26 protein-coding genes are annotated in these 26,434 nt (G+C 72.8%); 16 read left to right on the top strand and 10 right to left on the bottom strand.

Going from position 1 to position 26,434, the window contains the following annotated elements; genetic code table 11:
* Window positions 1-50: 50 nt before the first annotated feature.
* The 3 genes from ABD901_RS44060 to ABD901_RS44050 form a co-directional block, all read right to left on the bottom strand.
* A complete protein-coding gene (locus tag ABD901_RS44060) occupies window positions 51-1,250 on the bottom strand; it encodes a polysaccharide lyase family 7 protein (protein WP_345137197.1) in 1,200 nt (399 codons plus the stop codon).
* A gap of 143 nt (window positions 1,251-1,393) precedes the next feature.
* Complete coding sequence (locus ABD901_RS44055; protein ID WP_345137195.1) at window positions 1,394-2,485, bottom strand: FUSC family protein; 1,092 nt, start codon at window positions 2,483-2,485, stop codon at window positions 1,394-1,396.
* 154 nt (window positions 2,486-2,639) lie between these two features.
* Window positions 2,640-3,113 (bottom strand): type II toxin-antitoxin system PemK/MazF family toxin, encoded by a 474-nt coding sequence (locus ABD901_RS44050; RefSeq protein WP_345137194.1) that lies wholly within the window; start codon window positions 3,111-3,113, stop codon window positions 2,640-2,642.
* A 62-nt stretch (window positions 3,114-3,175) separates the two neighbouring features.
* Here ABD901_RS44050 and sthA point away from each other — a divergent pair, with 62 nt between their 5' ends.
* The 5 genes from sthA (at window position 3,176) to yidD (ending at window position 11,279) form a co-directional block, all read left to right on the top strand.
* Window positions 3,176-4,579: a Si-specific NAD(P)(+) transhydrogenase gene (gene sthA / locus ABD901_RS44045; protein ID WP_345137193.1), complete on the top strand. Its 1,404-nt coding sequence runs from the start codon at window positions 3,176-3,178 to the stop codon at window positions 4,577-4,579.
* A gap of 20 nt (window positions 4,580-4,599) precedes the next feature.
* Window positions 4,600-6,180 (top strand): NTF2-like N-terminal transpeptidase domain-containing protein, encoded by a 1,581-nt coding sequence (locus ABD901_RS44040; protein ID WP_345137191.1) that lies wholly within the window; start codon window positions 4,600-4,602, stop codon window positions 6,178-6,180.
* 282 nt (window positions 6,181-6,462) lie between these two features.
* Window positions 6,463-9,510, top strand: a complete 3,048-nt coding sequence (locus tag ABD901_RS44035) for a putative bifunctional diguanylate cyclase/phosphodiesterase (protein WP_345137189.1) — start codon at window positions 6,463-6,465, stop codon at window positions 9,508-9,510.
* A 15-nt stretch (window positions 9,511-9,525) separates the two neighbouring features.
* A complete protein-coding gene (locus tag ABD901_RS44030; protein WP_345137187.1) occupies window positions 9,526-10,779 on the top strand; it encodes an aminotransferase class I/II-fold pyridoxal phosphate-dependent enzyme in 1,254 nt (417 codons plus the stop codon).
* A 68-nt stretch (window positions 10,780-10,847) separates the two neighbouring features.
* On the top strand, window positions 10,848-11,279 hold the full coding sequence (gene yidD, locus ABD901_RS44025; RefSeq protein ID WP_345137185.1) for a membrane protein insertion efficiency factor YidD: 432 nt from the start codon (window positions 10,848-10,850) through the stop codon (window positions 11,277-11,279).
* On the opposite strand, the gene ABD901_RS44020 is transcribed toward yidD, so the two are convergent.
* A complete protein-coding gene (locus tag ABD901_RS44020) occupies window positions 11,276-12,058 on the bottom strand; it encodes a universal stress protein (RefSeq protein ID WP_345137183.1) in 783 nt (260 codons plus the stop codon). The two genes, yidD and ABD901_RS44020, sit on opposite strands and share 4 nt — an antisense overlap.
* 188 nt (window positions 12,059-12,246) lie before the next feature.
* On the opposite strand from ABD901_RS44020, the gene ABD901_RS44015 reads away from it, so the two are divergent.
* The 4 genes from ABD901_RS44015 (at window position 12,247) to ABD901_RS44000 (ending at window position 15,923) form a co-directional block, all read left to right on the top strand.
* Window positions 12,247-13,434: an ROK family transcriptional regulator gene (locus ABD901_RS44015; protein WP_345137181.1), complete on the top strand. Its 1,188-nt coding sequence runs from the start codon at window positions 12,247-12,249 to the stop codon at window positions 13,432-13,434.
* Between the two features lie 38 nt (window positions 13,435-13,472).
* Entirely contained in the window at window positions 13,473-14,222 is a 750-nt protein-coding gene (locus ABD901_RS44010) for an SDR family NAD(P)-dependent oxidoreductase (protein WP_345137179.1), read from the top strand.
* A gap of 104 nt (window positions 14,223-14,326) precedes the next feature.
* Window positions 14,327-14,680 carry a GlsB/YeaQ/YmgE family stress response membrane protein gene (locus ABD901_RS44005; protein ID WP_345137177.1) on the top strand — a complete coding sequence of 118 codons (354 nt, stop codon included), beginning with the start codon at window positions 14,327-14,329 and terminating at the stop codon, window positions 14,678-14,680.
* A 418-nt stretch (window positions 14,681-15,098) separates the two neighbouring features.
* Entirely contained in the window at window positions 15,099-15,923 is an 825-nt protein-coding gene (locus ABD901_RS44000; RefSeq protein ID WP_345137174.1) for a class I SAM-dependent methyltransferase, read from the top strand.
* Between the two features lie 190 nt (window positions 15,924-16,113).
* Here ABD901_RS44000 and ABD901_RS43995 read toward each other — a convergent pair whose 3' ends face one another.
* Both ABD901_RS43995 and ABD901_RS43990 read right to left on the bottom strand, forming a co-directional pair.
* Complete coding sequence (locus ABD901_RS43995) at window positions 16,114-16,446, bottom strand: VOC family protein (protein WP_345137172.1); 333 nt, start codon at window positions 16,444-16,446, stop codon at window positions 16,114-16,116.
* Window positions 16,443-16,721: an ArsR/SmtB family transcription factor gene (locus ABD901_RS43990; protein WP_345137170.1), complete on the bottom strand. Its 279-nt coding sequence runs from the start codon at window positions 16,719-16,721 to the stop codon at window positions 16,443-16,445. Before ABD901_RS43990 ends, ABD901_RS43995 begins: the two co-directional genes overlap by 4 nt.
* A 734-nt stretch (window positions 16,722-17,455) precedes the next feature.
* Here ABD901_RS43990 and ABD901_RS43985 point away from each other — a divergent pair.
* Together ABD901_RS43985 and ABD901_RS43980 are read left to right on the top strand one after the other, a co-directional pair.
* Window positions 17,456-20,143, top strand: a complete 2,688-nt coding sequence (locus ABD901_RS43985; protein WP_345137169.1) for a DEAD/DEAH box helicase — start codon at window positions 17,456-17,458, stop codon at window positions 20,141-20,143.
* A gap of 65 nt (window positions 20,144-20,208) precedes the next feature.
* A complete protein-coding gene (locus ABD901_RS43980; RefSeq protein WP_345137168.1) occupies window positions 20,209-20,499 on the top strand; it encodes a peptidoglycan-binding protein in 291 nt (96 codons plus the stop codon).
* A gap of 122 nt (window positions 20,500-20,621) precedes the next feature.
* Here the strand turns inward: ABD901_RS43980 and ABD901_RS43975 are convergent, their stop codons facing one another.
* Window positions 20,622-21,368 (bottom strand): hypothetical protein, encoded by a 747-nt coding sequence (locus ABD901_RS43975; protein WP_345137166.1) that lies wholly within the window; start codon window positions 21,366-21,368, stop codon window positions 20,622-20,624.
* Between the two features lie 183 nt (window positions 21,369-21,551).
* Between ABD901_RS43975 and ABD901_RS43970 the strand changes: the two genes are divergently transcribed.
* Entirely contained in the window at window positions 21,552-22,085 is a 534-nt protein-coding gene (locus ABD901_RS43970) for a DinB family protein (RefSeq protein ID WP_345137164.1), read from the top strand.
* A gap of 69 nt (window positions 22,086-22,154) precedes the next feature.
* Entirely contained in the window at window positions 22,155-22,520 is a 366-nt protein-coding gene (locus ABD901_RS43965) for an effector-associated constant component EACC1 (protein WP_345137162.1), read from the top strand.
* Between the two features lie 27 nt (window positions 22,521-22,547).
* On the opposite strand, the gene ABD901_RS43960 is transcribed toward ABD901_RS43965, so the two are convergent.
* Entirely contained in the window at window positions 22,548-23,135 is a 588-nt protein-coding gene (locus tag ABD901_RS43960) for a dihydrofolate reductase family protein (protein ID WP_345137160.1), read from the bottom strand.
* Between the two features lie 35 nt (window positions 23,136-23,170).
* Here ABD901_RS43960 and ABD901_RS43955 point away from each other — a divergent pair, with 35 nt between their 5' ends.
* The 3 genes from ABD901_RS43955 to ABD901_RS43945 are packed head-to-tail and all read left to right on the top strand — an operon-like array spanning window position 23,171 to window position 25,201.
* Complete coding sequence (locus ABD901_RS43955; RefSeq protein ID WP_345137158.1) at window positions 23,171-24,076, top strand: sigma-70 family RNA polymerase sigma factor; 906 nt, start codon at window positions 23,171-23,173, stop codon at window positions 24,074-24,076.
* Between the two features lie 27 nt (window positions 24,077-24,103).
* Window positions 24,104-24,592, top strand: coding sequence for a hypothetical protein (locus tag ABD901_RS43950; RefSeq protein WP_345137156.1), 489 nt, complete (start codon window positions 24,104-24,106; stop codon window positions 24,590-24,592).
* A 42-nt stretch (window positions 24,593-24,634) separates the two neighbouring features.
* Window positions 24,635-25,201 carry a hypothetical protein gene (locus ABD901_RS43945; protein WP_345137154.1) on the top strand — a complete coding sequence of 189 codons (567 nt, stop codon included), beginning with the start codon at window positions 24,635-24,637 and terminating at the stop codon, window positions 25,199-25,201.
* Between the two features lie 18 nt (window positions 25,202-25,219).
* Here the strand turns inward: ABD901_RS43945 and ABD901_RS43940 are convergent, their stop codons facing one another.
* Together ABD901_RS43940 and ABD901_RS43935 are read right to left on the bottom strand one after the other, a co-directional pair.
* A complete protein-coding gene (locus tag ABD901_RS43940) occupies window positions 25,220-26,002 on the bottom strand; it encodes an alpha/beta hydrolase family protein (protein WP_345137152.1) in 783 nt (260 codons plus the stop codon).
* 44 nt (window positions 26,003-26,046) lie between these two features.
* A complete protein-coding gene (locus tag ABD901_RS43935) occupies window positions 26,047-26,379 on the bottom strand; it encodes a winged helix-turn-helix transcriptional regulator (RefSeq protein WP_345137150.1) in 333 nt (110 codons plus the stop codon).
* Between the last annotated feature and the right edge of the window lie 55 nt (window positions 26,380-26,434).

Below are 26,434 nucleotides of genomic sequence, written 5' to 3'. Positions count from 1 at the left end.
CCCCGCTCCCCGGCAAATGTAGGTAAGCCTGCCCTATGCCGGGGCTTCGCTCAACTGTGGCTGACGGTGAGTGAGTAGAACTTCACCTTCGCGCCGTTGGTCGTGCTGTCGGACGAGGACTGGTTGTAGGAGCCGGCCTTGAAGTACATGCCGTACTGGTTGAACGACGACGGGATCGCGTAGCTCGTGGTGCTGCCGTTCACGGTCAGCTTGATCGTGTTGCCGCCGGAGATGGCGATCACGTAGCTCCACTTGGTGCCGAGCGGGACGTTGCCGACCGTGTGCAGCGTCTGGCCGCCGTCGGGGGAGTTCTCGGTGCCGAGGATGATGTCGCCGTTGGGCCGGTAGTACAGCTCCAGCAGCGGCTTCGTCGACGTCCCGCCGGAGCCCAGGTGCACCTGGCCGACGCAGACGTTCTTGGTCACCGACGGGATGCGCAGCGTCGCCGAGAGCTTGTGCGAGCCGGCCAGCCGCCAGTCCGCGGCGCTGCCGTTGGCGTTCATCTCGCGCAGTTCCGAGCGCGCGTAGTTCGAGTTCGGCGTGGTCACGCCCTTCTCGGGCGCCCAGAAGGTCATGGATCCGTCGTTCTTGTCCGTGAAGAAGTACGCCGGGTTGGTGTACCCGTTGGGCCCCTTCAGCTGCGCGGGCTGGATGGTGGTCGGCGCGCCCGGGCTGCCGACGGGCAGTTGCAGCTGCCAGATCGACAGGTCGAAGTTGCCGCCCGGTGCGACGTTCGGGTTCAGGCCGGTGGACGGGGTGGTGGGTGTGGTGGTACCCCCGGGCAGCGTCCAGGCCTGGTTGGCCGCGCCGGTGCAGGTCCAGATCTGCAGGCGGGTGCCATTGGCCGAGCTCTGGCCTGTGGCGTCCAGGCACTTGCCGGAGCCGGTGTTGACCAGCGCCGCGCCGTTGCTCGTCCACTGCTGGGCCGCGGTGCCGTTGCAGTCGTAGAGCTGGATGGTGGTGCCGTTGGCGGTGCCGGCGGCGGTGACGTCGAGGCACTTGCCGAGGGCGCGGACGGTGTTGTCGCTCGAGCCGACGGTCCAGCTCTGCGCGGCGCTGCCGTTGCAGTCGTACAGCTGCACGGCGGTGCCGTTGGCCGAGCTCGCGCCGGCGACGTCGACGCACTTGCCGCCGATGCCGGTGATCGGCCCGGCGCTCGCGGCGCTGGCGGCGTGGATGCCGAGGACGCCGAGCGCGCCGGCGACGGCGGTGGCGGTGAAGGCGATGAGCAGCTTGGAGCGGCGTTTCATGGGCGGTCCTAGCCGGGTCGGAATCAGGCAGAGTGGCTGCCAATAAACGCTTCCGTCTATGTCTTGTCAACCGCCGAGTCGCCGCCTTAAATCGTATATGCGCAGCTCACCCCACTTGTTAGGAAACTTAAATTAAGTTTCGCTTATCCGCGTGTGAGCGCGTCCGTGTCGATCAGCGCCGCGGCCACTTCCCCGGCGATGTCCTGGCGCAACTGGTCGAGCCGCCCGAGCAGTGACACCGAGTCGAGCACGGCCAGCGCGGTCGGGAAGGCGGCGTGCACCCGCTCGACGGCGGCGATCAGCCCCGAGCGCAGCGACTCGTCGTTGATCGGCTCGCCGTGGCAGCGCCGCTCCATCAGGTCGGCCAGCGTCCGCAGCAGCGCCTGCAGCGTGTCGCGGTGGAGGGCCGGCGGTGGTCCCGACCGGTCGTAGAGCCGGTCGACCGCCAGCGAGATCGCCCTCACCTGCAGGGTGATGCGCACCAGCCAGCCCTGCCGGCGGCGCAGCTGCGCGATGTCCCGCCGCAGGTGCGGCGCGAACACGTTGAACAGCGAGATCTCCTCGATCCCCGCGATGGCCGCGGCGACCTCGGCGCTGACCTCGTTGAGCGCCCGCGAGTCGCTGATCCACCCGTGGTACTCGTCCGGCCCGAGCTGCCGTTGCCGCTCCAGTTCGTCGGCGATGGTTCGGATCACGGCGCTCGTCCCGCTCGTCCAGCCGTCCAGGGCCGTGCGGATCTGTGCCACCCGCGGCCGCTCCGGGACCGCCACGGCGATCGCGAGCCCGACGAACGACCCGATGGCCACGTCGATGAAGCGCCACTGCCCGTACCCCTTGGCGACCGGCGCCAGCACGAGCACGACGAGCGCGGAGATAGTGAGCTGGTTGCGCGCGAGCGGCGTGTTCGTGATCTGCCGGGCGACGGCGAGCGCCGCGAAGAGGGCGAGCGCGAGTGACCACCAGCTCAGTCCGAGCAGCTGCGTCCAGACAATCGCCAGCGCCGTGCCGATGAGGTTGGCGAACAGCAGCTGCAGCCCGGTGGCGATCGACCCGTACACGCTGGCCTGCAGCGTCAGCACCGCCACCACGGGCGCGAACAGGACGGCGACGTTCTCCCCGAGCTGGCGGGCGAGCATCCAGGCGATCGTCCCGGCGGCCGTGGTCTTGATGACGGTGAGCCAGCTGGGCTTGCTCTTGGGCACGCTGGCGAGCAGAGCCCCGAGCGGCTCGGTCACGACAGCGTGCGGTCTACGCGGCGCCACCCTCCAATACTGTCAAACCCTGCTTTCCGGATAAGTCGGGCACTGCGTGCCGCGACTTATCCGATTTATACCCGGACGGGGCATAAATCGGCTCCCCCAACGCGAGCGCAGCGAGCCGGAAGAACAGTCAGGACCAGCCGTAGTTGGCGCGGAGCTCGGCGGCGACGCGGTCGAAACGGGTGCGGTCCAGCACGGCGCCCTCGCGGCGGATGCCGTCGGCGTCGACCGTCAGGACGCGGTCCAGGCGCACCCAGCTCGGGCGCTTCTCCCGGTCCCACGAGCCGGGGCCCAGCGCGAACCAGTTGCGCTGCCCGTCGCGCTCCGACTGGCTCGACAGCATCAGGCCGAGCACCGCCGGGCCCTTGCGGCCCACGACCAGGACCGGGCGGTCCTTGCCCTGCGACGGGTCGTCCTCGTACGCGACCCAGGTCCACACGATCTCGCCGGGGTCGGCGTCGCCGTCCAGCTGCGGGGAGTACACCAGCAGCTTCTGGGTCTCGTGGCGGCGCGGCGGGCCGGGGACGGGGTGCGGGGTGCGCGCCGGTGCGGGGGCGCGGCGCATGCCCAGCCGTGTTGCCACTGCCTGAAGAAGTCGTTTCACGCCGACGACCATAACCGCACGCGTCTTTACGCGTCGTGGGCGCGCCCTTCAGACTGTGGCCCATGTACGACTTCGATGTCCTTGTGCTCGGCTCCGGGCCGGGTGGGCAGAAAGCCGCGATCGCGGCGGCGAAGCTCGACCGCCGGGTTGCCGTCATCGAACGGCGCAACATGATCGGCGGGGTCTGCATCAACACCGGCACCATTCCGAGCAAGACGCTGCGCGAGGCGGTCATGTACCTGACCGGGCTCAACCAGCGCGAGATGTACGGCCAGAGCTACCGCGTCAAAGAGGACATCACCGTCGGCGACCTCGGCGCCCGCACCCAGCACGTGATCGGGCGCGAGATCGAGGTCATCCGCAGCCAGCTGGCCCGCAACCGGGTGCGGCTGCTGCAGGGCACCGGCACGTTCGTCGACCCGCACACGATCGCGCTCGAGGACGAGCAGGGGCGCGAGTCGCATGTGTCGGCGGACAAGATCATCGTCGCGGCAGGGACACGCCCGGCGCGGCCCGACAGCGTGGACTTCGACGACGTGACGATCATCGACTCCGACGGGATCCTCAACCTCGACAAGGTGCCGGGGTCGATGGTCGTGGTCGGGGCCGGGGTGATCGGCATCGAGTACGCGTCGATGTTCGCGGCGCTGGGCACCAAGGTGACCGTCGTGGAGCGACGCGAGCGCATGCTCGACTTCTGCGACCTGGAGATCGTGGAGGCGCTGAAGTACCACCTGCGGGATCTTTCGGTCTCCTTCCGCTTCCGTGAGTCGGTCGCGGCCGTCCAGCGCCACGAGCGCGGGGCCGTGGCGGTGCTGGCCAGCGGCAAGCGGATCGCCGCCGACACCGTCATGTACTCCGCCGGCCGCCAGGGCGCCGCCGACCTGCTCGGGCTGGACAAGGCCGGGCTGAGCGCCGACGCGCGCGGTCGCATCACCGTCGACGAGCACTTCCGCACCGAGGTACCGCACATCTACGCCGTCGGCGACATCATCGGCTTCCCGGCGCTCGCATCGACGTCGATGGAGCAGGGGCGCCTGGCCGCGCACCACGCGTGCGAGGAGCCGGTGCGCGGCATGCACGCGCTGCAGCCGATCGGCATCTACACCATCCCCGAGATCAGCTTCGTCGGTCGCACCGAGGACGATCTCACCGACAACAACATTCCCTTCGAGGTCGGCATCTCCCGCTACCGGGAGCTGGCCCGCGGGCAGATCATCGGCGACTCCTACGGGATGCTCAAGATCATTGTGTCGCCGGAGGACCGCAAGATCCTGGGCGTGCACGTGTTCGGCACCGGCGCGACCGAACTCGTCCACATCGGACAGACGGTCATGGGTTGCGGCGGGACCGTGGACTACCTCGTGGACGCAGTGTTCAACTACCCGACGCTCGCGGAGTCCTACAAAGTTGCCGCGCTTGACGCAATGAACAAGATGCGATCGGTATCGCGCTTGACTGCATGAGCAGGGTTAGGGTCGGGGCCGTGAGGAAGCTTCGGGGGACACTGCTTCTGCTCGCGGCCCTGGTCCTGGCCGTGCCCGCGCTCGTCGCATGCGACGACGACGGGCCGCCGACGGTCGACGAGCGCTTCGCCGCCTTCCTGGCCGCCTGGCGCAAGGCGGACTTCGCGGGTGTACCGGACCTGCTCTCGCCGCAGGGTCGGGCGCTGGACGCCGCCGGCGCGGGCGCGGCCCTCGCCTCCGCCGAGGGCGAGCTCGCCGTCAACCGACCGACCCTCACGCCGCACGGCAAGGCGGCCGTCGACCACGCGGACGCCACGCTGAGCGTCGGGGTGTCGTGGACGCTGCCGGGCGGGCGGACCTGGGCCTACGACACCACGCTGCGTGCTCGGCTGCTCAGCCGGCGGTGGCACGTGTACCTCGGGCCGGAGACCGTCCACCCCGGCCTGCAGACCGGTCAGCGGATGACGCTGCGCACCACGTCGGCCAAGCGCGGCGTCGTCGTGGCCGGCGACGGGACGCCGATCGTCAGTGACACGCCCGTGGTGTACGTCGGCGTCGAGCCCCAGCGCGTCCCCGACGTCGACGCCCTGGTCCAGCGGCTCGACATCGTCTTCAAGTCGGTCCGCGTCGAGGTCGACGTGCAGGGCCTGCCCGCCCGGATCAAGGCAGCCAAGCCGGATGCGTTCGTCGACGTCGTCACCCTGCGCCGCAGCGACTTCAACGAGATCTCCGCCGACCTCGACGCCACCGCCGGCGTGCGCACCCGCACGGGCACGCTGTCGCTGGCGATGACCCGCTCGTTCGCCCGCGGGCTGCTCGGCACGTCCGGGCCGGCCACGAAGGAGCTCATCGACGCGAGCAAGGGCGCGCTGCGGGCCGGCGACATCGCCGGCCTGACCGGGCTGCAGCGCACGTACGACGCCCAGCTGCGCGGCCGGCCCGGGCTCTCGGTGGTGCCGGTCGAGGCGCCGCCCGCCGCGTCGCCGGGCCCCTCGGCGTCGCCGTCGGCGCCGGTGCCGGCCGCCGCGGGCAAGGCCGGCGACCCGCTCTTCACCGCGCCGCCGCAGGACGGCGCCACGATCGCCACGACCCTCGACGTGCGCGTCCAGCAGGCCGCCGACGCCGCCGTGGCCAAAACGGCGAAACAGTCGGCGCTGGTAGCGATCCGCATCAGCGACGGCGCCGTCCTCGCGGTGGCCAACGGCCCCGACGCCGCCGGCTACGACCTAGCGCTGCTGGGCGAGGTGGCCGGGCCGGCGTGGCCGGGCGACCCGGCCGCGCTCGGCGTCGGCGCGCCCTGGCGCCTCGGCGCCGAGGTCTTCGCCGGCCGGACCGGCCCGGGCGGGGTCGTCGCCGCCCCGATCGGCTACGCCGCGGCGGCCGCCGCGCTGGCCCGCGGCAAGTGGCAGCAGCCCGTCCTGGTGAAGAACCCGGCGCCGGGCGACCCGGCGCCGGCCGGCCCTGCGGTCTCGGGCGCGCTCAACGTGCCGGGCCTCAGTGTCGGGGTCCGCGGCGACATCGCCTACTGTGTCTACGTCACCGACGCCGGCGCGGACGTCACCGGGCCGATCGCCGAGACGTTCCTCAACGCCGTCAAGTAGGCCCTCGGGTGTCCGCATGATGAGCACGCAACCTGAAGAGTGCATGAATGAATCCTGAAATCGGTTGCCGTGCGTAAAACAAGGCGTTGCGCGCCGTAGATGTGTGACGCGATCGGCAGTACCATCTAAGCCGCCAAATGCGCAAATGGCGGTAAAAACCTCGTGCGGGCCGCTGGAACGTTCCTGCCAGGTACTCCTCATTCGGCAACGAACTGGGTAGCGTCTGCCTCGCCGCGGGCAAACGCGGACGCCACAACGGTTTCAGGGTAAGGGCAGCTGGGAGTGAACGGGTCGGCACGCGGGGTGCTGGCGGCGTACGTCGGCACGATGGTGGTCCTCGTGATCGCCAACTTCGCGCTGCCCGGACTGCACCTGGTGCTGTGGTCCGCGATCGGCTACGCCAGCGTCGCCGCGATCGTGGCCGGGGTGCTGCTGCACCGCCCGCGCCGGCGCGGGCCGTGGCTGCTGCTGGCCGCCGCCGTCGCCTGCTTCATCACCGGCGACCTCGCCGCCGACGTGCTGACGCGGCTGCTGCACCGGCCCGGCTTCCCGTCCGTCGCCGACGCGTTCTACCTCACGATGTACGTGCTCATCGCGGCCGCGTTCGGCTGGCTCTACCGGCTCGGCGTCGTGCGCCAGGACCCCGCGGGCCTGTTCGACGCCGTCACGCTCACCGCGGGTCTCGGCCTGCTGTCGTACATCTTCCTGATCCGCCCGTACGTGGACAACCCGAGCCTGTCGGCGCTGGATCGGACCATCTCCATCGCCTACCCGCTCGCCGACATCATCGTGCTGCTCGTCGGCGCCCGGCTCATCGCCTCCGTGCGGTTCGACACCGCCGTGGCGCTGCTGGCCGTCGGCACCGTCGGGCTGCTCAGCTCCGACGTGGGCTACGGGCTGCGCCAGCTGGCCGCCGACTGGGCGACCGGCGGCCCGGTCGACATCGGCTGGGCGGCGTTCTACGCGCTGTGGGGCGCCGCGGCGCTGCACCCGTCGATGCGCCAGCTCACCGAGCCGCAGGTGCAACGCGGCAGCGACGAGCGGCTCGGCCGCCTGCTGCTGCTCGGCCTGTCGCTGTTCATCGCACCGATCGTGCTGTTCGTCGAGATGCGGGGAGGCCGGGTGCGCGACGCTGCCGCCATTGCCGCCGTGTCGGCGCTGCTGTCCGGCCTGGTCCTGCTGCGGCTGGGCCGGGCGGTGCGCGCGCAACGGCTCACCGTGCAGCGCGAACGGCGGCTGCGCCGCGCGGGCGCCGCGCTGCTCATGGCCACCGACGCCGATGCGGTCACGCGCACGGTCCGCGAGGCCGTCGCCGAGCTGCTGCCGGCGGGCCGCGCGCACGCTGTCGCCCTCGGCCCGGTCCCCGGACTCGGCGGCAAGGTCTCCATGCCGTACACGTCCACATTGGACCCCTCCGTCGCCGCCGCTCTCGGCGACTTCGAGGTGACGCTGTGCTGCCCGCTCGCCCTCGCCGACGGCCGGGCCGCGGAGCGGGCGCTGTACGTGGCCGCGGACGAGGTCGTGCTCGTCGGGCTGCAGGAGGCCGCGCAGATCCTCGCCACCCAGGCCGCGATGGCGTTGGAGCGCATCGCCCTGGGCGACGAGATCGGGCGGCGCAACAGCGAGGCGTACTTCCGCACCCTGGTGCTCAACACCGCCGACGTCATCCTCATCCTCGGCGCCGACGACCTCGTCAACTACGCGAGCCCATCGGCGCAGGCGCTGTTCGGCTCCGACCTCGTCGGCACCGCCCTGCCGGCCGCGTTCGCCGAGGAAAGCGCCGTGGAGGTGGCCCGGCGCCTGGCCGACGTGCGCGCCGGCGCGCCCGACCGCCCCGGCGACGACCTGCAGGTCACCGGCTCCGACGGCCGCCCGGCCCTCATCGAGGCGGCGTTTCGCGACCTGCGCGACGAGCCGACCGTGCGCGGCGTCGTGGTGACCCTGCGCGATGTCACCGAGCGCAGCCGGCTGCAGGCCGAGCTGTACCAGCGGGCCACGTTCGACGCGCTGACCAACCTGCCCAACCGCGAGGTGTTCCTGACCCGGGTCCAGGAGGCCGTCGCCTCCGGCGCGGAGACCGGCGCGACCGTCGGCGTGCTCATCGTCGAGCTCGACGACTTCAAGGTCGTCAACGACACCTTCGGGCACGGCGCCGGCGACGCGCTGCTGGTCGCGGTCGGGCAGCGACTCACCGAGGCGCTGCGGGCCGTCGACGGCTCCTACGGCGCGGCCGGCACCGTCGCCCGCCTCGGCGGCGACGAGTTCGCGGCGCTGGTGCGCCGGGCCGGCACCCCCACCGACGTGGAGCGGGTCGCCGACCGTGTCCTCGCGAGCTTCAAGGCGCCCTTCGAGCTGGCGCACGGCACCGTCACCGCGACCGCCAGCATCGGCGTGGCCACCACCGCCGAGGCCGGCACCGCGCAGGAGCTGCTGCGCCACGCCGACCTCGCCGTGTACGTGGCCAAGGACGCCGGCCGCGACCGCTGGCGCCGCTACGAGTCCTCGCTGCACAGCGCCGTCGTCGAGCGGCACAAGCTGCGCGCGGACCTGGACCGGGCCATCGGCGACGAGGCGTTCCTGCTGCACTTCCAGCCGATCGTCACGCTCGCCGACGACCGCACCCGCGGGTTCGAGGCCCTGGTGCGCTGGAACCACCCGACCCGCGGCATGGTCCCGCCGGAGGAGTTCATCTCCGTCGCCGAGGAGAGCGGGCTCATCGTGCCGCTCGGCGCCTGGGTGCTCAGCAGCGCCATCACCGCCGCCGCGCAGTGGCGCATCGCCTACCCCGCCGAGGAGGTCTACGTCTCGGTGAACGTCTCGGCGCGGCAGTTCCGCTCGCCGGACTTCGCGCAGTGGGTGCTCGCCGAGATCGACCGGATGGGCCTGCCGCCCGGCGCCCTGCTGCTGGAGATGACCGAGAGCCTGCTGCTGCACGACGACGGCGAGGTCGCCGCCGAGCTGCTCGCGCTGCGACAGGCCGGCGTGCGCATCGCCATCGACGACTTCGGCACCGGCTTCTCGTCGCTGTCCTACCTGCGCCGGCTCCCCGTCGACGTGCTCAAACTGGACAAGAGCTTCATCGACACCGTGGTCTCCTCCAGCGAGCAGCATGCGGTCGTCAACATGATCGTCCAGCTCGCCCGGCTACTGAAACTGCAGGTCGTGGCCGAGGGGATCGAGACCACGGCGGAGCGGGAGCTGCTGGTGGCGATGGGCTGCGACCACGGGCAGGGGTACTTGTACTCGCGCCCGTTGAGTTACGGTGACGCGAGCCAATGGTTGTCTGACGATTCGTCGGGGCCTCAACGGGGAGGTCGCAACGCGGCCTGAGCCACCGGAGGATTTGTGCGCGCCGAGCAACTCGCCACCGAAGTTGACCTTGACCCGCGGTACAGCGGCATAGCCCGCCTCCGCACCGAGACCCGCTACTACGACGCGGTCATCGACGAGATCGACGGGCGGCGGATCCGCGTCGGCGATCACTGGCTCACCGACTGGGCCTCCTGCAACTACCTCGGCTTCGACCTGGAGCCGCAGATCATCGGCGCCGTCGAGGAGCAGCTGCGCCGGTGGGGCACCCACCCGTCGTGGTCGCGGATGCTGGGCAACCCGAGGGTGTACCCGCAGATCGAGGAGCGCCTCGCCGAGCTGCTCGGCGCGCCCGACACGCTCGTGCTGCCGACCATCACGCAGATCCACCTGTCGGTGATCCCGGTGCTCGCGCACCAGGGCACGGTGCTCGTCGACGCCCGCGCGCACAAGACGATCTGGGACGGCTGCGTGTTCGCCCGGGCGCAGGGCGCGACGATGGCCCGGTTCAAGAGCCTCGACGAGCTGGCCGAGCGGCTGCGCTCCGCCACCGCCGGGCCGGTGCTGGTGTGCATGGACGGTGTCAACAGCATGACGGGCAACATTCCCGATGTCCGGCGCTACGCCGAGCTGTGCCGCGAGCACGGCGCGGTGCTCTACGTCGACGACGCGCACGGCTTCGGCGTCATCGGCGAGCGCGGCGACGACGAGACGAGCCCCTATGGCTCCAGGGGCAACAGCATCATGCGGTACTTCGACCAGCCCTATGACAACGTCGTGCTCGTCGGCGGCTTCTCCAAGGCCTACTCGTCGCTGCTGGCGTTCCTGGCGGTGCCCACCGTGCTCAAGAACCGGCTCAAGGCCTCCGCGGCGCCCTACCTCTACTCCGGTCCATCGCCGACCGCGTCGCTGGCCACGGTACTGGCCGGCTTCGACGTCAACGCGGAGCGCGGCGACAAGCTGCGCGCCGAACTGCACCGCATGTCGATGCGGGTCCTGAACCACGTGCGCGACCTGGGCGTGTTCACGCCGAACACGGACAACACCCCGATCATCGAGCTGCCGATCGCCCTGGACCGCGACCTCGTCGACGTCTCCGAGCTGCTGTGGCAGCGGGGCCTGTTCGTGACCCTGGCGCCCTACCCGGGCGTGCCGCGCGACCAGGTCGGCTTCCGGGTGCAGGTCACCGCGGCCAACACCGACGACCAGGTCGACGAGCTCAACGCCGTCATCGCCGAGCTGGCCGCCGCGGGCGTGTTCCAGGAGGCACGCGAGGGCAGCGCGAGCTGAGGCAGGATAGCGCGCCCCGGCAATCGGGGAGACCCCTACTGGTGGCGCCGGAGCTGTATCACGGACTCATGCGCGAACGATGGTTCGGCCGGCGTCACCACCGGCACCACCACCACGGTTACCAGGGCGGGGGCGGCAACAGCTGCCTGCGCGACGCCTGCCTGCTCGAGGCCGGCTGCTGCATCGGAGAGGCGATCGACGGCAGCTGCCTGATGCTCGGCCTGCTGTCCCTGCCGAGCATGCTCTTCACGGTGGCGAGGGCGCCCCGGGCCGCCGCGTCCGCGGACGGACCGCTGGTGGGTGCGATCCGGCGGTACCAGACGGAAATCAGCTCGAAGCGGGAGACTCCCTGCTGCCGGTTCACGCCCAGCTGCTCCCACTACGCCGCCGAGGCCATCCAGACGCACGGCGCGGCGCGCGGCCTGTGGCTGGCCACACGTCGCCTCGCGCGCTGCCGGCCCGGCGGCGCGTACGGTCCCGACCCGGTGCCGGCGGTCTAGACGCTCCTGGTCACCAGGACCGGCGACGCGGCGTGGTGCACGACCATCTGGGTCACCGGGTTGGGGCGGGGCTGCTCGTACCACCCGACCCGGTGCGCACCGACGATGAGCATGAGCGCGCTGCGCGCGGCCTCGGTGAGCGTCTCCAGCACGCCGGTGTCGCGGCTGTCGAAGCGGGTCTCGACCTCGGGGTGCCGCCGCAGCCACGGCTCCATCTCGGCCGCCACCACCTCGTGCGGGCGCGCCCGGCCGGCGTGCACGGCGACGAGGGGCACGTGCCGGGAGGCGGCCTCGGTGTACCCGTAGGCGAGGGCCCGCTGGCTCGACGGCGAGCCGTCCACGCCGACCACCACCGGCGCGTGCGCCGGCAGCGCCGACATCGGGTCGGCCCAGCGCCACCCGTTGTTGACCACCAGCACCGGGCAGTGCGCGAACCCGGCCAGGTGCGCGCCGACCGACGCGTCGAGCAGGCCGCCGTCGTGCACCCGCCCGCCGATGACGACCAGCGCGGCCGTCCGGGACTGCTCGCGCAGCACCCGCGCGGGCGCCCCGCCGAGTGTCATCGTCTCCACCGCGATGCCCGGCTGCCAGGCGCGGGCCTCGGCGGCCGCGTCGAGCACAACGCCCTGCCCGTCGGCCGGGCCCTCCCAGGACATCGCGTGCACCACCCGCAGGACCCGGTCGTGCCGGGCGGCCTCGTCCGCGGCCCACCGCACGGCGCCGAGGGCGGCGGTCGAACCGTCGACGCCGACGACGATGGGACTGTGTTCCAGCAGCATGACGCACCCCCTTCTCATCCACCGTCCCTCTCGCGGCGCGGTGGGGCAAGGCTCCTCACCTGTGCGTTCGCTGCCGAACGTCCCTGGCGGGCGCGGCGTGCTCTGCCGTCCCATTTCATCCGGTACGACGGTTAAGGGCGTGTCCGTAATTGACACATGCCTGGGGCGCCCATACGGTTCGAGCCACCATGACGCACGTCGGCGGATCATCGAAGCTGCTCAGGGCCATGAACGACGCGGCCGCGCTGAGCCACGTGCTCGAACGCGGGCCACTGACCCGCGGCGAGCTGCGCGACCTCACGGGGCTGTCCAAGCCGACGATCTCGGAGGCGCTGCGCCGCCTGACCGAGGCGCGGCTGGTGAGCGTCGTCGGCTACGTGAGCGCCGGACCGGGGCCCAACGCCGAGGTGTACGCCGTGAACCCCGACGCCGCCTACGCCGTGGCCCTGTCGGTGCGCGACCGCGGCGCCAGCGACACGCCCACGGTGACCGCCGCCGTCACCGACCTCGCCGGCACCGTGCGCGGGCGGCTCGAGTCGGCCGTGGACTTCTCCCGCACCGACCCGGTCGCCGGGGTCGTCGACACCGTGGAGGCCGTCTGCAAGGAGGCCGGAGTCGCCCGCGAGCCGGTCGCGCAGGTGCAGATCGCCGTGGCTGGCTCGTACGACCCGCGCGGCGACGTGCTGCACCACGTCGAGGTGCCCGGCTGGGGCCGCCCCGGCCTGATCGAGGAGCTGCGCCGGCGGCTGGGCGTGCCGGTGGGCGTGGACAACGACGTCAACCTGGCCGCGGTCGCCGAGCGGGCCCACGGCGCCGGTCGGCACGCGGAGAGCTTCGCGCTGCTGTGGCTCGGCGAGGCGGGCCTGGGCCTGGCCATCGACCTCGGCGGCGGCCTGCTGCGGGGCGCCCGCGGCGGGGCGGGCGAGATCGGCTACATGCCGATGAACGTCGCCGCCCGGCGGGTCGCCTTCCAGGACCTCGTCGGCGGCGGCGCGCTGCAGGAGCTGGCGGCGGCGCACGGCCTGCCCGTCGCGCCGACCGCGGCCGGGACGATGGCCGCCGCGGCCGAGCGCGCCGCCGAGGACGACCCGGCGGCCAACGCGTTCGTCAACGAGCTCGCCGGCCGGATCGCGATCGGCCTGTCGGCCGTCGTCGCGGTGCTCGACCCGCCGCTGGTCGTCATCGGCGGCGAGGTCGGTCAGGCGGGCGGCGAACTGCTCGGCTCGGCGGTCGCGACCGCGCTGGCCGAGGCGGCGCCGCTGGACACCACGATCGCCACCACGCTGGTCCAGGACGACGCCGCTCTGCTCGGCGCGCAGGAGGCCGGCCGCGCCTCGGTCCGCGAGACGATCCTGTCCACCCTCGGGCGCCCCTGATACCGCTTGGACGGCGGCGGCCGGGGCAGTTCTCGGTCATGAACTCACCAGTCGTACTCATTACCGGAGCGCTCACCGGGATCGGCCGGGCCACGGCGCTCGCCTACGCCGAGCAGCACGCCACCGTCGTCGCCGCCGGGCGGCACGACGACGCCGGCGCGGAGCTGGCCGATGACATGCGCAATGCCGGGGCCCGCTCGGCGTACGTGCACACCGACGTGCGGCACGACGACGAGATCGGCGCGCTCGTCGACGAGGTCGTCGAGCGCTACGGCCACATCGACGTGGCCGTGAACAACGCCGGGACCGAGGGCGTCGCCGGGCCGATCGAGGAGCAGACGGCGGACACGTACGCCCGTACCTTCGAGACCAACGTCCTGGGCACCGTGCTCAGCCTCAAGCACGAGCTGCGCGTCATGGTGCCCCGCCGCTCCGGCAGCATCGTGAACATGTCCTCGGTCCTCGGCCACGTCGGCGAGGCCGGCGAGGCGCTGTACGCCGCGAGCAAGCACGCCGTGGAGGGCCTGACCCGCTCGGCGGCGCTGGAGGTCGCCGGGTCCGGCGTGCGCGTCAACGCCATCGCGCCCGGCCCGATCTCGACCGCGATGCTGCAGCGCTATCTCGGCGACGCCGGCCGGGCGGAGGCCGAAATGGTCGCGCACGTCCCGATGGGCCACGTCGGCACCCCCGACGAGATCGCCGACGCGGTCCTGTTCCTCGGCTCCGACCGCGCCAGCTTCATCACCGGCCAGGTGCTGACCGTCGACGGGGGCATGACCGCCCGCTGACAGACACCCGTCTCTGCCCCGCCGGACTGATCGTGTACGGTCCCGTTCGACCTTCGTCTTCGTAGAGCGAGGTCGAAGCGAACGCGAGGGGAGCGCGCGGGACCATGCACATCAACGACTTCTGGGTCGCGATTCCGGTCGGCCTGCTCATCGGCGTGCTCGGGCGCCTCGTGCTCCCCGGCAAGCAGTCGATCGGCGTGTTCATCACGTTCCTGATCGGGGTGGGCGCGGCGCTGCTGGGCACGCTCGTGGCGGGCCTGGTCGGCCTGGACGACAAGGCGGTCGTCAAGGTCTGGAAGATCCAGTGGAGCTGGTGGGAGCTGGCCATCCAGGTCGTCTTCGCCGCGATCGGCATCGGCCTGGCGAACATGCTCACGTACACGAAGCTGGCCTCCGGCGCTCCGCGTCCCCGCAAGCGCACGACGCGCAAGCGCCGCACCAAGCCCGCCGAGGACTGACCACCCGCGCCCTGCCCGGCCTAGGGACGCGGCGCCGGTCCTGTGCGGCGCCGGTCCTGTGCGGCGCCGGTCCTCTGCGGCGCCGGTCCTGTGCGGCGGCATCCCCGGTGCCGTGCTGGCTCCCGTGCCGTGCTGGCCTCCGTGCCGTGCTGGCCCTTCCGCGGCGCCGGGCCTCTCAACGGTGCTGGCCGCGCCGTTGCGCTGCGGCCTAGCTGCGGCGCGCCCGGCGGCGGGATCCGTGCGCAGCGGGCGGCGAGGCGCCATGTGCGGAGGGCGCTGAGGCACGGCCTGTGCCGCGCATCGTGAGGCGTGTGAGGCCCGCCCGGCGCGGGATTGGGGCGGCGGGCGGAGGCCCGGGCGCGGATTCGGACGGTTGGCGGACGGCCGGGCGGTGAGACGCGGATCTATGCTGCACGGCATGGCCGACGAGGCTTTGGACGGGCACACGCCGCTGCTCGGCGCCGTGCAGGAGACGATGCTCGTCACGCTGCACGCGCGGGCCACGGCCGGGGACGCCGACGCCGCGCGGCTGGTGGCGGCGATCGACTACGACTTCGCGCGTTTCGAGCGGCACGCCGGGCCGACGGCGGTGTTCCACGTGCTGCGCTCCAACGCGATGGACGAGTGGACGCGGCGGTTCCTCGCCGAGCGTCCACACGGGACGGTGGTGGAGCTCGGGGCGGGGCTGTCGACGCGGGGCGACCGCCTCGACAACGGTACGGCGCACTGGTGCTACGTCGACCTGCCCGACGCCGCCGAGTTCCGCCGAGCACTGCTGCCCGACGGCGAACGCCGCCGCACCATCACCGGGTCGGTGCTCGACCCGGGCTGGGCGGATGAGGTCGCCGCCGAGCCCGGGCCGTACCTGTTCCTCGCCGAGGGTGTGCTGGTCTACCTGGACCCGGTCGACGTGCGCCGCGCGCTGTCGATCGTCGCGACCCGCTTCCCGGGCTGCCGGATCGCGCTGGACACGTACGGTGAGTGGATTATCGCCAAGCCTCGCGGCCCGCTCGCCGGGATGGCCGCCGACCTGGTGTGGTCGTGCGAGGACCCGAAGGCGCTGGAGGAGTGGGACCTCGGACTCACGCTGCGCGAGTCGTGGCCGCTGAGCCGTCCGGACTGGGCGGTGCGCCGGGGTCTGTCCCGCCGCACCCGGGCCGTGCTGGCGGGGATCAACACCTTCGTACCGCGGAAGATGACCAACACCCGCGTCAACCTCTTCTCGGTCGACGCCGCCGACTGAGCCGCCCGGCCACCCACGTCGACCTCTTCTCGGTCGACGCCGGCGACTGAGCCGCCCGACCACCCGCGTCGACCTCTTCTCGGTCGACGCCGCCGACTGAGCCGCCCGGCCACCGGCGGCGACCGACGCGCCCGGCTAGCGCTGGATGAGACCGGCCCGGCCGGTTAGCGCTGGATGAGACCGACACGCGTTAGCGCTGGATGAGCGTCACCGGGTTGCCGGCCGGGTCGGTGACCTGGGCCTTCACGACCCAGCCGTTGTCGGTCGGCGGCATGACCACCGTGCCGCCCAGTGCTGTGGCCCGCTCGACCGCGGCGGTGAGGTCGTCCACGGCCACGCCCAGTGAGATGCCGGGCGCGTCGGCGTCGACGAGCGCGCCGTCGGGCCCGCCGTCCGGCGTGTGCACCAGTGCGTAGCCGGGCCCCTTGACGTCGACGGTCCAGCCGAACAGGTCCGCGTAGAAGCGATGCTGGGCGCTCTCCGGGCTGCCGAGCACGTCGAAGTGCACGATCTGCGGTGTCATGAAATATCCCCCAAGTCCGAGATGAAGCCGCCGAGCCAGGCGTGCAGTGTGGTGAGTTGGGCGGGATCCGTGCGGTACCAGCGAAATGTGCCCTGTTTTTCCAGAATCAGCAGTCCGGTCTTGCGCAGCACTTTGAGGTGCTCGGACGTGCTGGCCGGCGCGAGCCCCAGCGCATCGGCCAGCGCACCCGCGGCCTGTGGCGCCGACCCGCAGCGTCGCAGGATCTCGCGCCGCGCGGGGTGCCCGAGCGCCCGAAGCAGCTCGTCGACGTCCACCACCTCACTATTTCGCCAGTACCCGAAATAGTCAAGGCGGGGAACTCCATCCATGCCCGCCCCGGCTGGGCGCCGCTACGGTGCGGCGGTCGCCGAGGACAGTGCTGCGATCACGACGCCGCGCAACTGCCCGCGCGAACGCCGCTCGGGGATCCACGTGGTCACCATGTGACTGCCCGCGGGCGCCGCGTGGCCACCGTGCGGCTGCCTGCGGCCTGCGGGGGCGCGGCGTGTTCGCCGTGCGGCTGCCTGCGCGGGGTGCGGCGTGGCCACCGTGCGGCTGCCTGCGCAGGGTGCGGCGTGTTCGCCGTGCGGCTGCAGCGGGCGCGGGGCGCCGCGTGGCCACCGTGCGGCTGCCCGCGCGGGCGCCGCGTGGCCACCGTGCGGCTGCCTGCGCGGGGTGCGGCGTGTTCGCCGTGCGGCTGCAGCGGGCGCGGGGCGCCGCGTGGCCACCGTGCGGCTGCCTGCGCGGGGTGCGGCGTGGTCAATGTGGCTGCCTGCGCAGGGTGCGGCGTGTTCGCCGTGCGGCTGCAGCGGGCGCGGGGCGCCCCGTGGCACCCTGCGCGGGGCGCGGCGTGGTCAATGTGCGGATGCCGGGGTTGAGATGATCTTGTGTGGTATCGGGCGATAATTTTTGAATTACGATTATTGGATTGCAGGTAATCGATAATCCGCAATCGGGGCCATAGACGGGGCGCCGAGGGCGGGCGCCGCGGTGACAGAATCGGCAGCCTATGGAACCAAGCAGCGTGCTCGCCGCGCTCGCCGACCTCGCACCGGCCGGGCGGGACCGGGTGCTCGACGTGGCCAAGGGGGACCAGCCGCTCGTCTGGCTCGCCGATCCGGACCGGGCGCCGCGTGGGTGGGCGGCGGATCGGCTTGCCGCGCTGGATGCGCTGCACCGCGATGAGCGGATTCTAAGGCGCGGGTGGGCGTGGCTGCTCGGCACCGCCGAGGTCGACGGGTCCGTGCGCAAGCTGCGCATGCCGCTGGTTGCCGAGCCGGTGCGGCTGGAGGGGTCCGCCGGGCTGCGCGGGCGGCGGGTCGTGCCGGCGGGTGACCTCGAGGTCACGCCGCTGATCGCCGATGCCGAGCTGGCCGCGGTGCTCGAGTCCGCGCCGGGGCTCGGGACCGCCGCGTGGCTGGGCGCGACCGGCACCCCCGGCTGGGTCGAGACCGCCGCCGAGGCCGCGGGGCTCAAGCCGGACCGGATTGCCGCCGACGACACCCCGATCGCGCGGCTGCCGGACGGGGAGCTGGTCGGGCAGGCCGCGGCCGCGCTGTACGTGGTCCGCGACGTGTCCTCCGCGGGGCTGCGCGACACGCTGCGGGCCTGGTCCGCGCGGGCCGGGCTGGAGGACACCGCGCTTGCCGTCGTGTACGGCGGCGCCGAGCCGGTGGGGGAGTTCGATACGGCCGGGGAGTCGGTGGAGCCCGGCGAGGTGTACTCGCCGCTGCCGCTCAACGCAGCCCAGCGCGACGTCGTGCGGCGGGTCAGGCGCGAGCGGATCGTCGTGGTGTCCGGGCCGCCGGGCAACGGGAAGAGCCACGCCCTGGTGGCGGCGGCGCTCGACACCGTGTACCGGGGCGGGTCCGTCCTGGTCGCCACGCAGGCGCCGCACGCCGCCGAGGTGCTCGGTGAGCTGCTGAGCCGGTATCCGGGCGCCGAGCCGGTGCTGTTCGGCGATGCCGAGCGGCGCGACCGGTTCGCGCAGGCGCTCGCCGCCGGGCGGCCCGCCGGGGTGCAGGGCCGTGAGCTGCAGCGGCGGCGGGACGAGGTGGATGCCGCCGCGGCCGCCGTCGGGGCGCTCGAAGCCGGCGTCGGTGCCGCGCTGGAGTTGGAGCGGAAGGCGGCGACCATGGCTGTCTGGGAGCCGCTGCTGGCGGGGCTGCGGGCCGAGGCGCCTCGGGTGTTCGGCGGAGATTTTGACGTACCAAAGGCGAAAAGGCTTTTGGCTTCTCGGTTTTTCCGCGAGATGCGGGTCCGGCGGATGGCCGGGGTCGGTGCCGAACGGCTGCCGGCGCTGCTCGAGGCGCTCGAGGCCGACCGCGCGGCGGCGACCCTGGCCGTTAACGGCGGCACCGATCTCGGTGGGGTCTGGCCGGCGTTGCTGGCCGCCGACGAGCGGCTGCGCGATGCGGTCGGCGCGGCGATGCGCGACGCCGCGGCGGCGGCTGCCCGGTGGGGCGGTGACGCGTTGCGCACCGCCCGTGATCTCGGGACCGCGCTGCGCACCGGGCGCAACCGGCGCCGTGAGGCCCTCGCGGAGCTCGACGGGCCCGCGCTCGTGCGCGCGCTGCCGCTGTGGGTGGGCACCGTCGCCGACGTCGAGGACCTGCTGCCGCCGACGCCAGGGCTGTTCGACCTGGTGATTCTGGACGAGGCCGCGCACATCGACCAGATCCGGGCCGCGCCGGTGCCGGCGCGGGCCCGTCGCGCGCTCGTCGCCGGCGACCCGAGCCAGCTGCGGTTCGTGTCGTTCGTCGCCGACGTCGACGTGGCGGCGACGCTGCAGCGGCACGGGCTGCCGGACCGCATCGACGTGCGGCGGTCCAGCGCCTACGACGTGGCGGTGGGCGCGGCGCCGGCGACCTGGCTGGGCGAGCACTACCGGTGCGCGCCGCACCTGATCGGGTTCGCCGCCCGCCGGTTCTACGACGGGCGGCTGACGCTCATGACCCGGACGCCGGTGACCGAGCGCGAGGCCGCCATCGACGTCGTCCGTGTTTCCGATGCCACCGTACGTGACGGTGTGAACCGGGCGGAGGTCGACGCCGTGATCGATACCGTCCGTAGTCTGGCCGGCACGGGCGACACGGGCATCGGGGTCGTCACGCCGTTTCGCGCGCAGGCCGACGCGATCGAGGCGGGGCTGCTGCGCGCGTTCACGGTCGAGGACATCGAGCGGCTGGCGCTGCGCTCGGGCACCGTGCACGCGTTCCAGGGCGGCGAGGCCGACACGGTGATCGTCTCGCTGGGGCTCACCGGCGCCGACACGCCCGCGCGGCTGCGCTTCGCCGCCGATCCGAACCTGTTCAACGTCATGACGACCCGGGCGCGGCGGCGGATGATCGTGGTCACGTCGCTGGACGGCGGGACCGGGCTGATCGCGGAGTTCCTGGCGCACGCCTCGGCGCCGCCGGCGGCGCCGGGACCCGCTGCGGCGCCCGTGCAGTGGGCGGAGCGGCTCGCTCGCGAGCTGACGGCGGCCGGGCGCGATGCCCGCCTGGCGTACCCGGTCGGCGACTGGACGGTGGACCTGGTCGTCGACAACGTCGGGTACGTGTGCGCACCGCATCCGGACGGCAACGCGGCGCACCTGGACCGGCAGCGCGAGCTGCTGCGGGCCGGCTGGACGCTGCGTGAGGCATTCGCGAGCCGCTGGGGTGCCGATGCGGTACGCGCCGCGCTCGAGCTGTGATTTCAGGGTGGGTTGACAGGGTTTCCCCTGACGCCGCCTTTATGTTCGCACAGCACACTCGACGTATGACCGTTCGTGCAATCTTCAACGTCGTCGGTGCCGCACTCGCCGGTGCCGTCAGCGCCTCCGACGAGGCCGTGCCGCCGGCCGATCCGCGGGAGGTGCGGGCGCTGCTCGCCGACCTGGGGCTGCTGCGGCCAGGGGCGTTCGAGGCCGAGGTGCCGCAGGCGCTGCGCCGCTTCCAGGCCCGGGCGGGCCTGGTCGTCGACGGGGTGGCCGGCCCGCGCACCACGCAGGCCCTGGCCCGCTCGGCCCGGGAGGCGCGCCACCTGCGCGCCCTGGGCATGGCCGCCTGAACGACACTTCAAGCAGTCGGCGTGAGTTGGCCGCCTGAACGACGCTTCAAGCGGGCGGCGTGCGCTGGCCGCCTGAACGACACTTCAAGCGGGCGGCGTGCGCTGGCCGCCTGAACGCCGCCTCAGGCCGGCAGTGCGCCCAGGAGCCGTTCGAGGCCCTCGTTGGTGCCGATCACACCGCGGTCCTCGGGGTGGTTGAGGTAGTGGTTGACCGCGTCGTGCAGGAACTCGCGGTGCACCGCCGATCGCTGCAGCTGCAGCTGAATGCGCTGCAGGTTGCGCCGGCGCAGCGGGCCGCGGCTTTTCACCAGTTCCGGCCACAGGATGCCGAGGCGGCCGATGCCGAAGACCGTGGGCAGCGGGCCGGTCATGATGGCCTCCCACGGCACGTCGTAGGTGACGAACGCGTCGACCACGCACAGGCCGTCGGGGCGCAGGACCAGCAGGCCCGTGCCGCGCACCAGCATGACGAACGACAGCACCATGAAGTAGGCGCATCCGAGCGTCACGGCGAACAGCATCCAGCTGAACACGCCCCAGTCGTCGTCGTCGAAAAGGGTGGCGAGCAGGATGCCGACCACCGCCGGCCAACTCGCCGCAGTGGTCGCGAGTCCGAAGTACGACGGCGGCGCGATGAACTCGCCCGCGCGCACGACGAGCAGCCGCGGTTTCGGGCGCCGGTTGCCCATCACGAACGCGATGCTGCCGGGCACGATGAGCAGCAGGACCTCGGCCAACTGCGGCCACAGCTGATCGTGCAACACCACCGTGAACGGCAGCAACACAATGGCCGCACCACCCACGAGCAGGTAGTACAGCCAGGCGTTGCGCCGGCCTAAACCCTCTTCCCCGTTCGCACTCTGTGACACCGTGCCCCACCTCCAATGCACGGAAATGTATCGGGTCGCCGTGACATCCCGCCGCCACGAATTCGACATAGCCTAAGGGCAACCCGACACGTGGCATGCACGACCCTCCACATGTCCTGATGAATGGCATGCCAACTCCTAATCGAGTGGCATTTGTTGCCCCGGTATTGGCAGGATCGTCGGATGTATGACGACGGGCCGTGGCGGCAGCTTGCACACGATCTGGTGAAGAGCATCGAGCGCGACGTGACCGCCGTTCTGGACGGCATCGACCCGGCGCTGCTCGACGCGCCCGCCGAGGACGGCACCAACCGCATCGGCTGGCTCGTGTGGCACCTGACCCGCAGCCACGACCGCAACGGCAGCGAGTTGCTGGGCCTGCCGCAGCTGTGGACGCACGACGGCTGGCACGCCCGGTTCGGCCGCGCTGCCGACCCCGACGAAACAGGTTACCGGCACGCGACGGCCGAGATGGCCGCTTTCCGCAGCCCGGCGCCCGAGGTCCTCGCCGCCTACCACCGGGCCGCGACGCAGCGCCTGCTGTCCATCGTGGGCTCCGAGCCCGACCTGCGCCGCCCCGCGCCCAGCCCGACCCTCGGCGACACCGTGACCGCCCGTGAACGCCTCGCCGGCGTGCTGGTCGAGGGCCTCGAACACGCCGGCCAGGCCGCGCTGCTGCGCGGGCTGCTGGAGCGGAGGGCCGCGGCCCGGCGCTGATGCCGCGGCGCCGCGCTCCCATGTGCACGGGCATTGTTTCCGTCGATGGCGAGGGCTTAGCGTGCAGCCATGCCGAGGAGCGGTGGCGTGGTCATCGAAGCGGTGAACGATCCGGCCGGGGATGCGCTCGAAGACCTGCGAGCGTGGCTGCGCGTCGACGTGCCGCGCCTGCGGGTCGAGGCCGTCCGCGCGGCGACCGGGCGCGGCGAGATGAGCGGCGGCGTGGTGGCCGCGCTCGAGACCGCGGTGCTGTCCAAGGAGCTGCTCGGCATGGTGGTCACCGGTGTGGCCGGCTGGCTGTCGGCGCGGGCGACGACCCGGCGCACGAGGATCCGGGTGAAGTGCGGCGATCGCGAGGTGGAGATCGACACCGCGGACATCGACAAGGCGGACGAGATCGCCCACCGGTTGGGCCGTGCGCTCGGCGCCTCGTGACGGCGCGCGCCCGACCCACCCGCGGCGCTACGCGCACGAGTACGTGATGTGCGTGGCGAACGGGGTGTCGACGGTCTCCAGGTGCGTGAGCCGGGCCGGCGGTGCGCCGTTGAACAATGGCGTGCCGGCGCCCAGCAGCATCGGGGCCACGTGCAGGCGCAGGCGGGTGGCCAGGCCGGCGGACAGGACCTGCCGCGCGATCGACGCCCCGCCCATCACGTGCACGTCCTTGCCCGCGGCCGCGGCGATCGCGGCCGAGATCGCCGCCGGCACACCCTCGACGAACGTGAAGGTCGTGTCGCCCTTGCGCACCGTGGGGGACGGGCGGTGCGTGACCACGAAGACCGGCATGCGGTAGAGGCCGTCGGCGCCCCAGCCGCCCGTCAGGTCGTACACCGTCCGGCTCGTCACCACCGCGCCCGCCGCGGCGAACGTGGCGGCGGACAGGCGGCGGCCCTCGTCGTGGGACAGCCAGTCGTGCAGCGGCTCGCCGCCGGCGCCCAGGCCCTGCGCGGGGCCCGGGTCGGGGCCGGTGACGAAGCCGTCGACGGACACGGTGATGTTCACCTCGACATCGCTCATGACCGTGCCGACGAGGGCGGAGGAGGAACTCACCGGTGATTTTCCAAAAAATCCGCGTCGGTACCTGTATGACAGTGATGGTGGACGCCGACACGTTCGCGGATCTCTCCCGGCGCTACCGCCGGGAGCTGCAGGTGCACTGCTACCGGATGCTCGGCTCGGTGGACCTGGCCGAGGAGCACGTCCAGGAGGTGTTCCTGCGCGCGTGGCGGGGGCGCGGGGCGTTCGAGGAGCGCGCGAGCCCGCGCACGTGGCTGTACCGGATCGCCACCAACGCCTGCCTGGACACGCTGCGGCGGCATGAGCCGAGCCTGCAGCCGTACCCGGACCAGCTCCTCGACGACGGTCCCGAGCCCGAGGCGGTGGCGGTCGGGCGGGAGACGGTCTCGCTGGCGTTCATGGCCGCGATCCGGCTGCTGCCGCCGCGGCAGCGGGCCGTGTTCGTGCTGCGCGACGTGCTCGCGTTCTCCGCCGCCGAGGCGGCCGGGCTGCTCGGGATCGGGGTCACCGCGGCGAACAGCGCGCTGCAGCGGGCCCGGGAGACGCTGCGCGGGCGGTGGCCGGGCGGGCGGCTCGACTGGCCGGCGCGCGGGGGCGACGCCGCCGAGCGGGAGCTGGTGCGCCGCTACATCGAGGCGCACGAGACCGCCGACCCGGAGAAGGTCATCGCGCTGCTGCACGAGGACGTGCGACTGGGCATCGAGCCGAGCGTCGGGGTGTGGGACGGTCGCGCGGCGGTGTCACGGGGGCTGCGGTCGGGCATGAACCGGCCGGGGCGCTGGCGGATGGTGGCGACGGCCGCGAACCGGCAGCCGGCCGTGGCCGCGTACGTGCGGGCGGCGGGGGAGAGCGCCTACCGCGCGTTCGCGATCATCGTGCTGCGCGTCGAGGACGGGCGGCTCGCCGGGATCGACGTCTGGGAGGAGCCGGGGATGTTCGCGCGGTTCGGGCTGCCGGATTCGTCACAGCCCTGACCGGCCGGGCGGGCATACCCTGGCCGCGTGCAGACCCTGCCGAGCACCGACGACCTGTTGCGGGCCATGACCATCCTGGGGATTCCGGGCGATCCGCTGTACATCATGAAGGACCACGACGACGAGCGCCGCCGCGCGGAGCTGCTCGCGCACATCAGCGCCGCGCTCGTGGACCGCCTCGAGACGCTGGAGACCCTCGCCGGCCTCGGTGTCGACGACCGCGCGGACCTGCACTGGCAGGCCGACCGGGACGCCGCCGGCCCGGGGCGGGCCGACCGGCTGCAGGCGGCGCGCCTGGCGTGGGTGCAGCAGAGCGTCGCCCGGCAGCGCGGGCGGCGGCCCGACGCGCACGCCGACGCCGTCGCCACCACGCTCGGCGTGCTCATCCAGCTGCTGGCCGCCCGGGACACCCCGGACGCGGCCGGGCCGATGGTCGCCGACGCGGTCGCCGGGCTGTGCGGCGCCGCCGACCACCTCGGCACGGTGCTGCGCGGAGCGCCGCGCGAGTGCGTCTGAGCGGGGCTGCGTCGGGTTGCCGACAGGTGCCACCATCGATACGTGGACGGCTTACAGCCCAACGAGTACTCGCTGGTCCTCCTTGCCCTACTGCCCCCGGCGGCCGGCGCCGCGTTCGTGCGCGCCCTGTGGATCTCCGACGACGTCGCCAACGGTCGGCTGCTGCTGCCGGTCTTCCTCGCCGCGGGCGCGGTGGCCGGGCTGCTGCTCGCGCCGTGGCTGCGCACCCGGCCGATGCTGGTGCGCAACCTCCCGCCCGGGCTCATCGTCGTCTGCCTGGCCGCGTTCGGCCTGCAGTTCCAGGGCGGGCCGGACGTGCCACCGGCGCTGGCGCTGCCGATCACCGCGGGCATCGCCGGCCTGACGGTCGCCGCCGTGGTGGTCGCGGTGCTGTGGATCGCCGGGCGATACACCATCGAGATCCGCCACCGCGCCGGGGTCCGGCTGACCTCGGCGCACGACACCGAGTTCTACCAGGCGCACTGCGACTGCGGCTGGCGCAGCGCCCGGTTCGCGCTCGCCCCGGACGACGACGCCGAGCGGGAGGCGTTCGATGCCGCGCGCGAGCACACCCCGACCGTCCGCCAGGGCGTCGACCTGCAGTGGTGACGCCCCGGCGGGCGGCGCTCACGGCTTCGGCGGTGCGGCGGACTTGAGGAAGTCGCCGACGGCCTTGGCCGCCTGGTCGGCGCCGTCGGCGGTGACGGTCAGCAGCCCGGTGCCGTGCAGCTGGCCGGGGACGATCGCGAGGGTGCGCTTCTCGCCCGGTGTGGCGGCGTACATCTGCTGCGCGGCGCTGGCGAACGCGCTGTCGCCGGTCGCCGCGACGTACAGCACCGGCGCGGTCAGCTTCGGCACCGACTCGAGGGCGCTCTCGCCGGCGTAGTCGCCCGGCCCGGACAGGCTGATCACCGCGGTCGCCGGCGGCTCGAGCCGCGACGCCGCGATCAGCGTGGCCGTGGCGCCGCGCGACGCCCCGATGAGGACAACGTCGCGCCCGCCCTTGGCCCGTGCGTAGGCGATGGCGGCGGAAACGTCGCCGGAGAGCTTGCCGGTGTCGGCGCGCTGCGAGCGCCCCTCGCTGTTGAAGTCGAACGCCAGCACCCGGTATCCGGCCGCGGCCTGCTGCTTCGCCCACGCGAGCCACGAGCACCCGGTGGCGCTGGCCTGTGCCGCGAGCACGAGGGTCACCGAGCCGCTGCCGAGCACGTAGCCGGCCAGGTACGCCCCGGCCTGCCCGGCGAAGCTGACCTGCTTGTCGTTGAGCTCCGGGTCGCCGCAGAGCCGGTCGGTCGGGCTCGGCGCGGCCCTTGCCGTCGTCGCGGCCGGCTGGGCCGTCGCGCCGGCCTCGGCGCCGTCGGCGCCGTTCGAACAGGCCGCCAGGAGCAGTACGCAGAGAATCCCCGTCATGATGCGCATACCGGTGCGACCAACGAGCCCCCCGTCCGGTTGCATCAATCGGCGATCGAGATTCCGGAGCGCTCGGCGCGGGCCGCGCCCCAGTCGTAGAGGGCCTGCAGCACCGGTGCGAGGCTGCGGCCCTCGGCGGTGAGCTCGTACTCCACGTGCGGCGGGTTGGTGCCCAGGTCGCGCCGCGCGACGAGCCCGTCGGCCTCCAGCTCCCGCAGCCGCTGCACCAGCATCTTCTCGCTCACGTGCGGCATCCGCCGGCGCAGCTCGCCGTAGCGGTGCACGCCCTCCTTCAGGTGCGCGAGGATCACCGGGCGCCACTTGCCGCCGACGATGTCGACGGCCAGTTCGACCGGGCAGTGGTACCGCTTGACCATGCTCGCCTCCGCTACTCACCGAAAGGTGCGTACTTGTGGCGCCGCACCGGCCGTG

The sequence above is a fragment of the Dactylosporangium darangshiense genome (assembly GCF_039537565.1).
GTDB lineage: Bacteria > Actinomycetota > Actinomycetes > Mycobacteriales > Micromonosporaceae > Dactylosporangium > Dactylosporangium darangshiense.
Note: the sequence above shows the minus strand (reverse complement) of the source record. Positions and strands in the feature narration are given on the sequence as shown.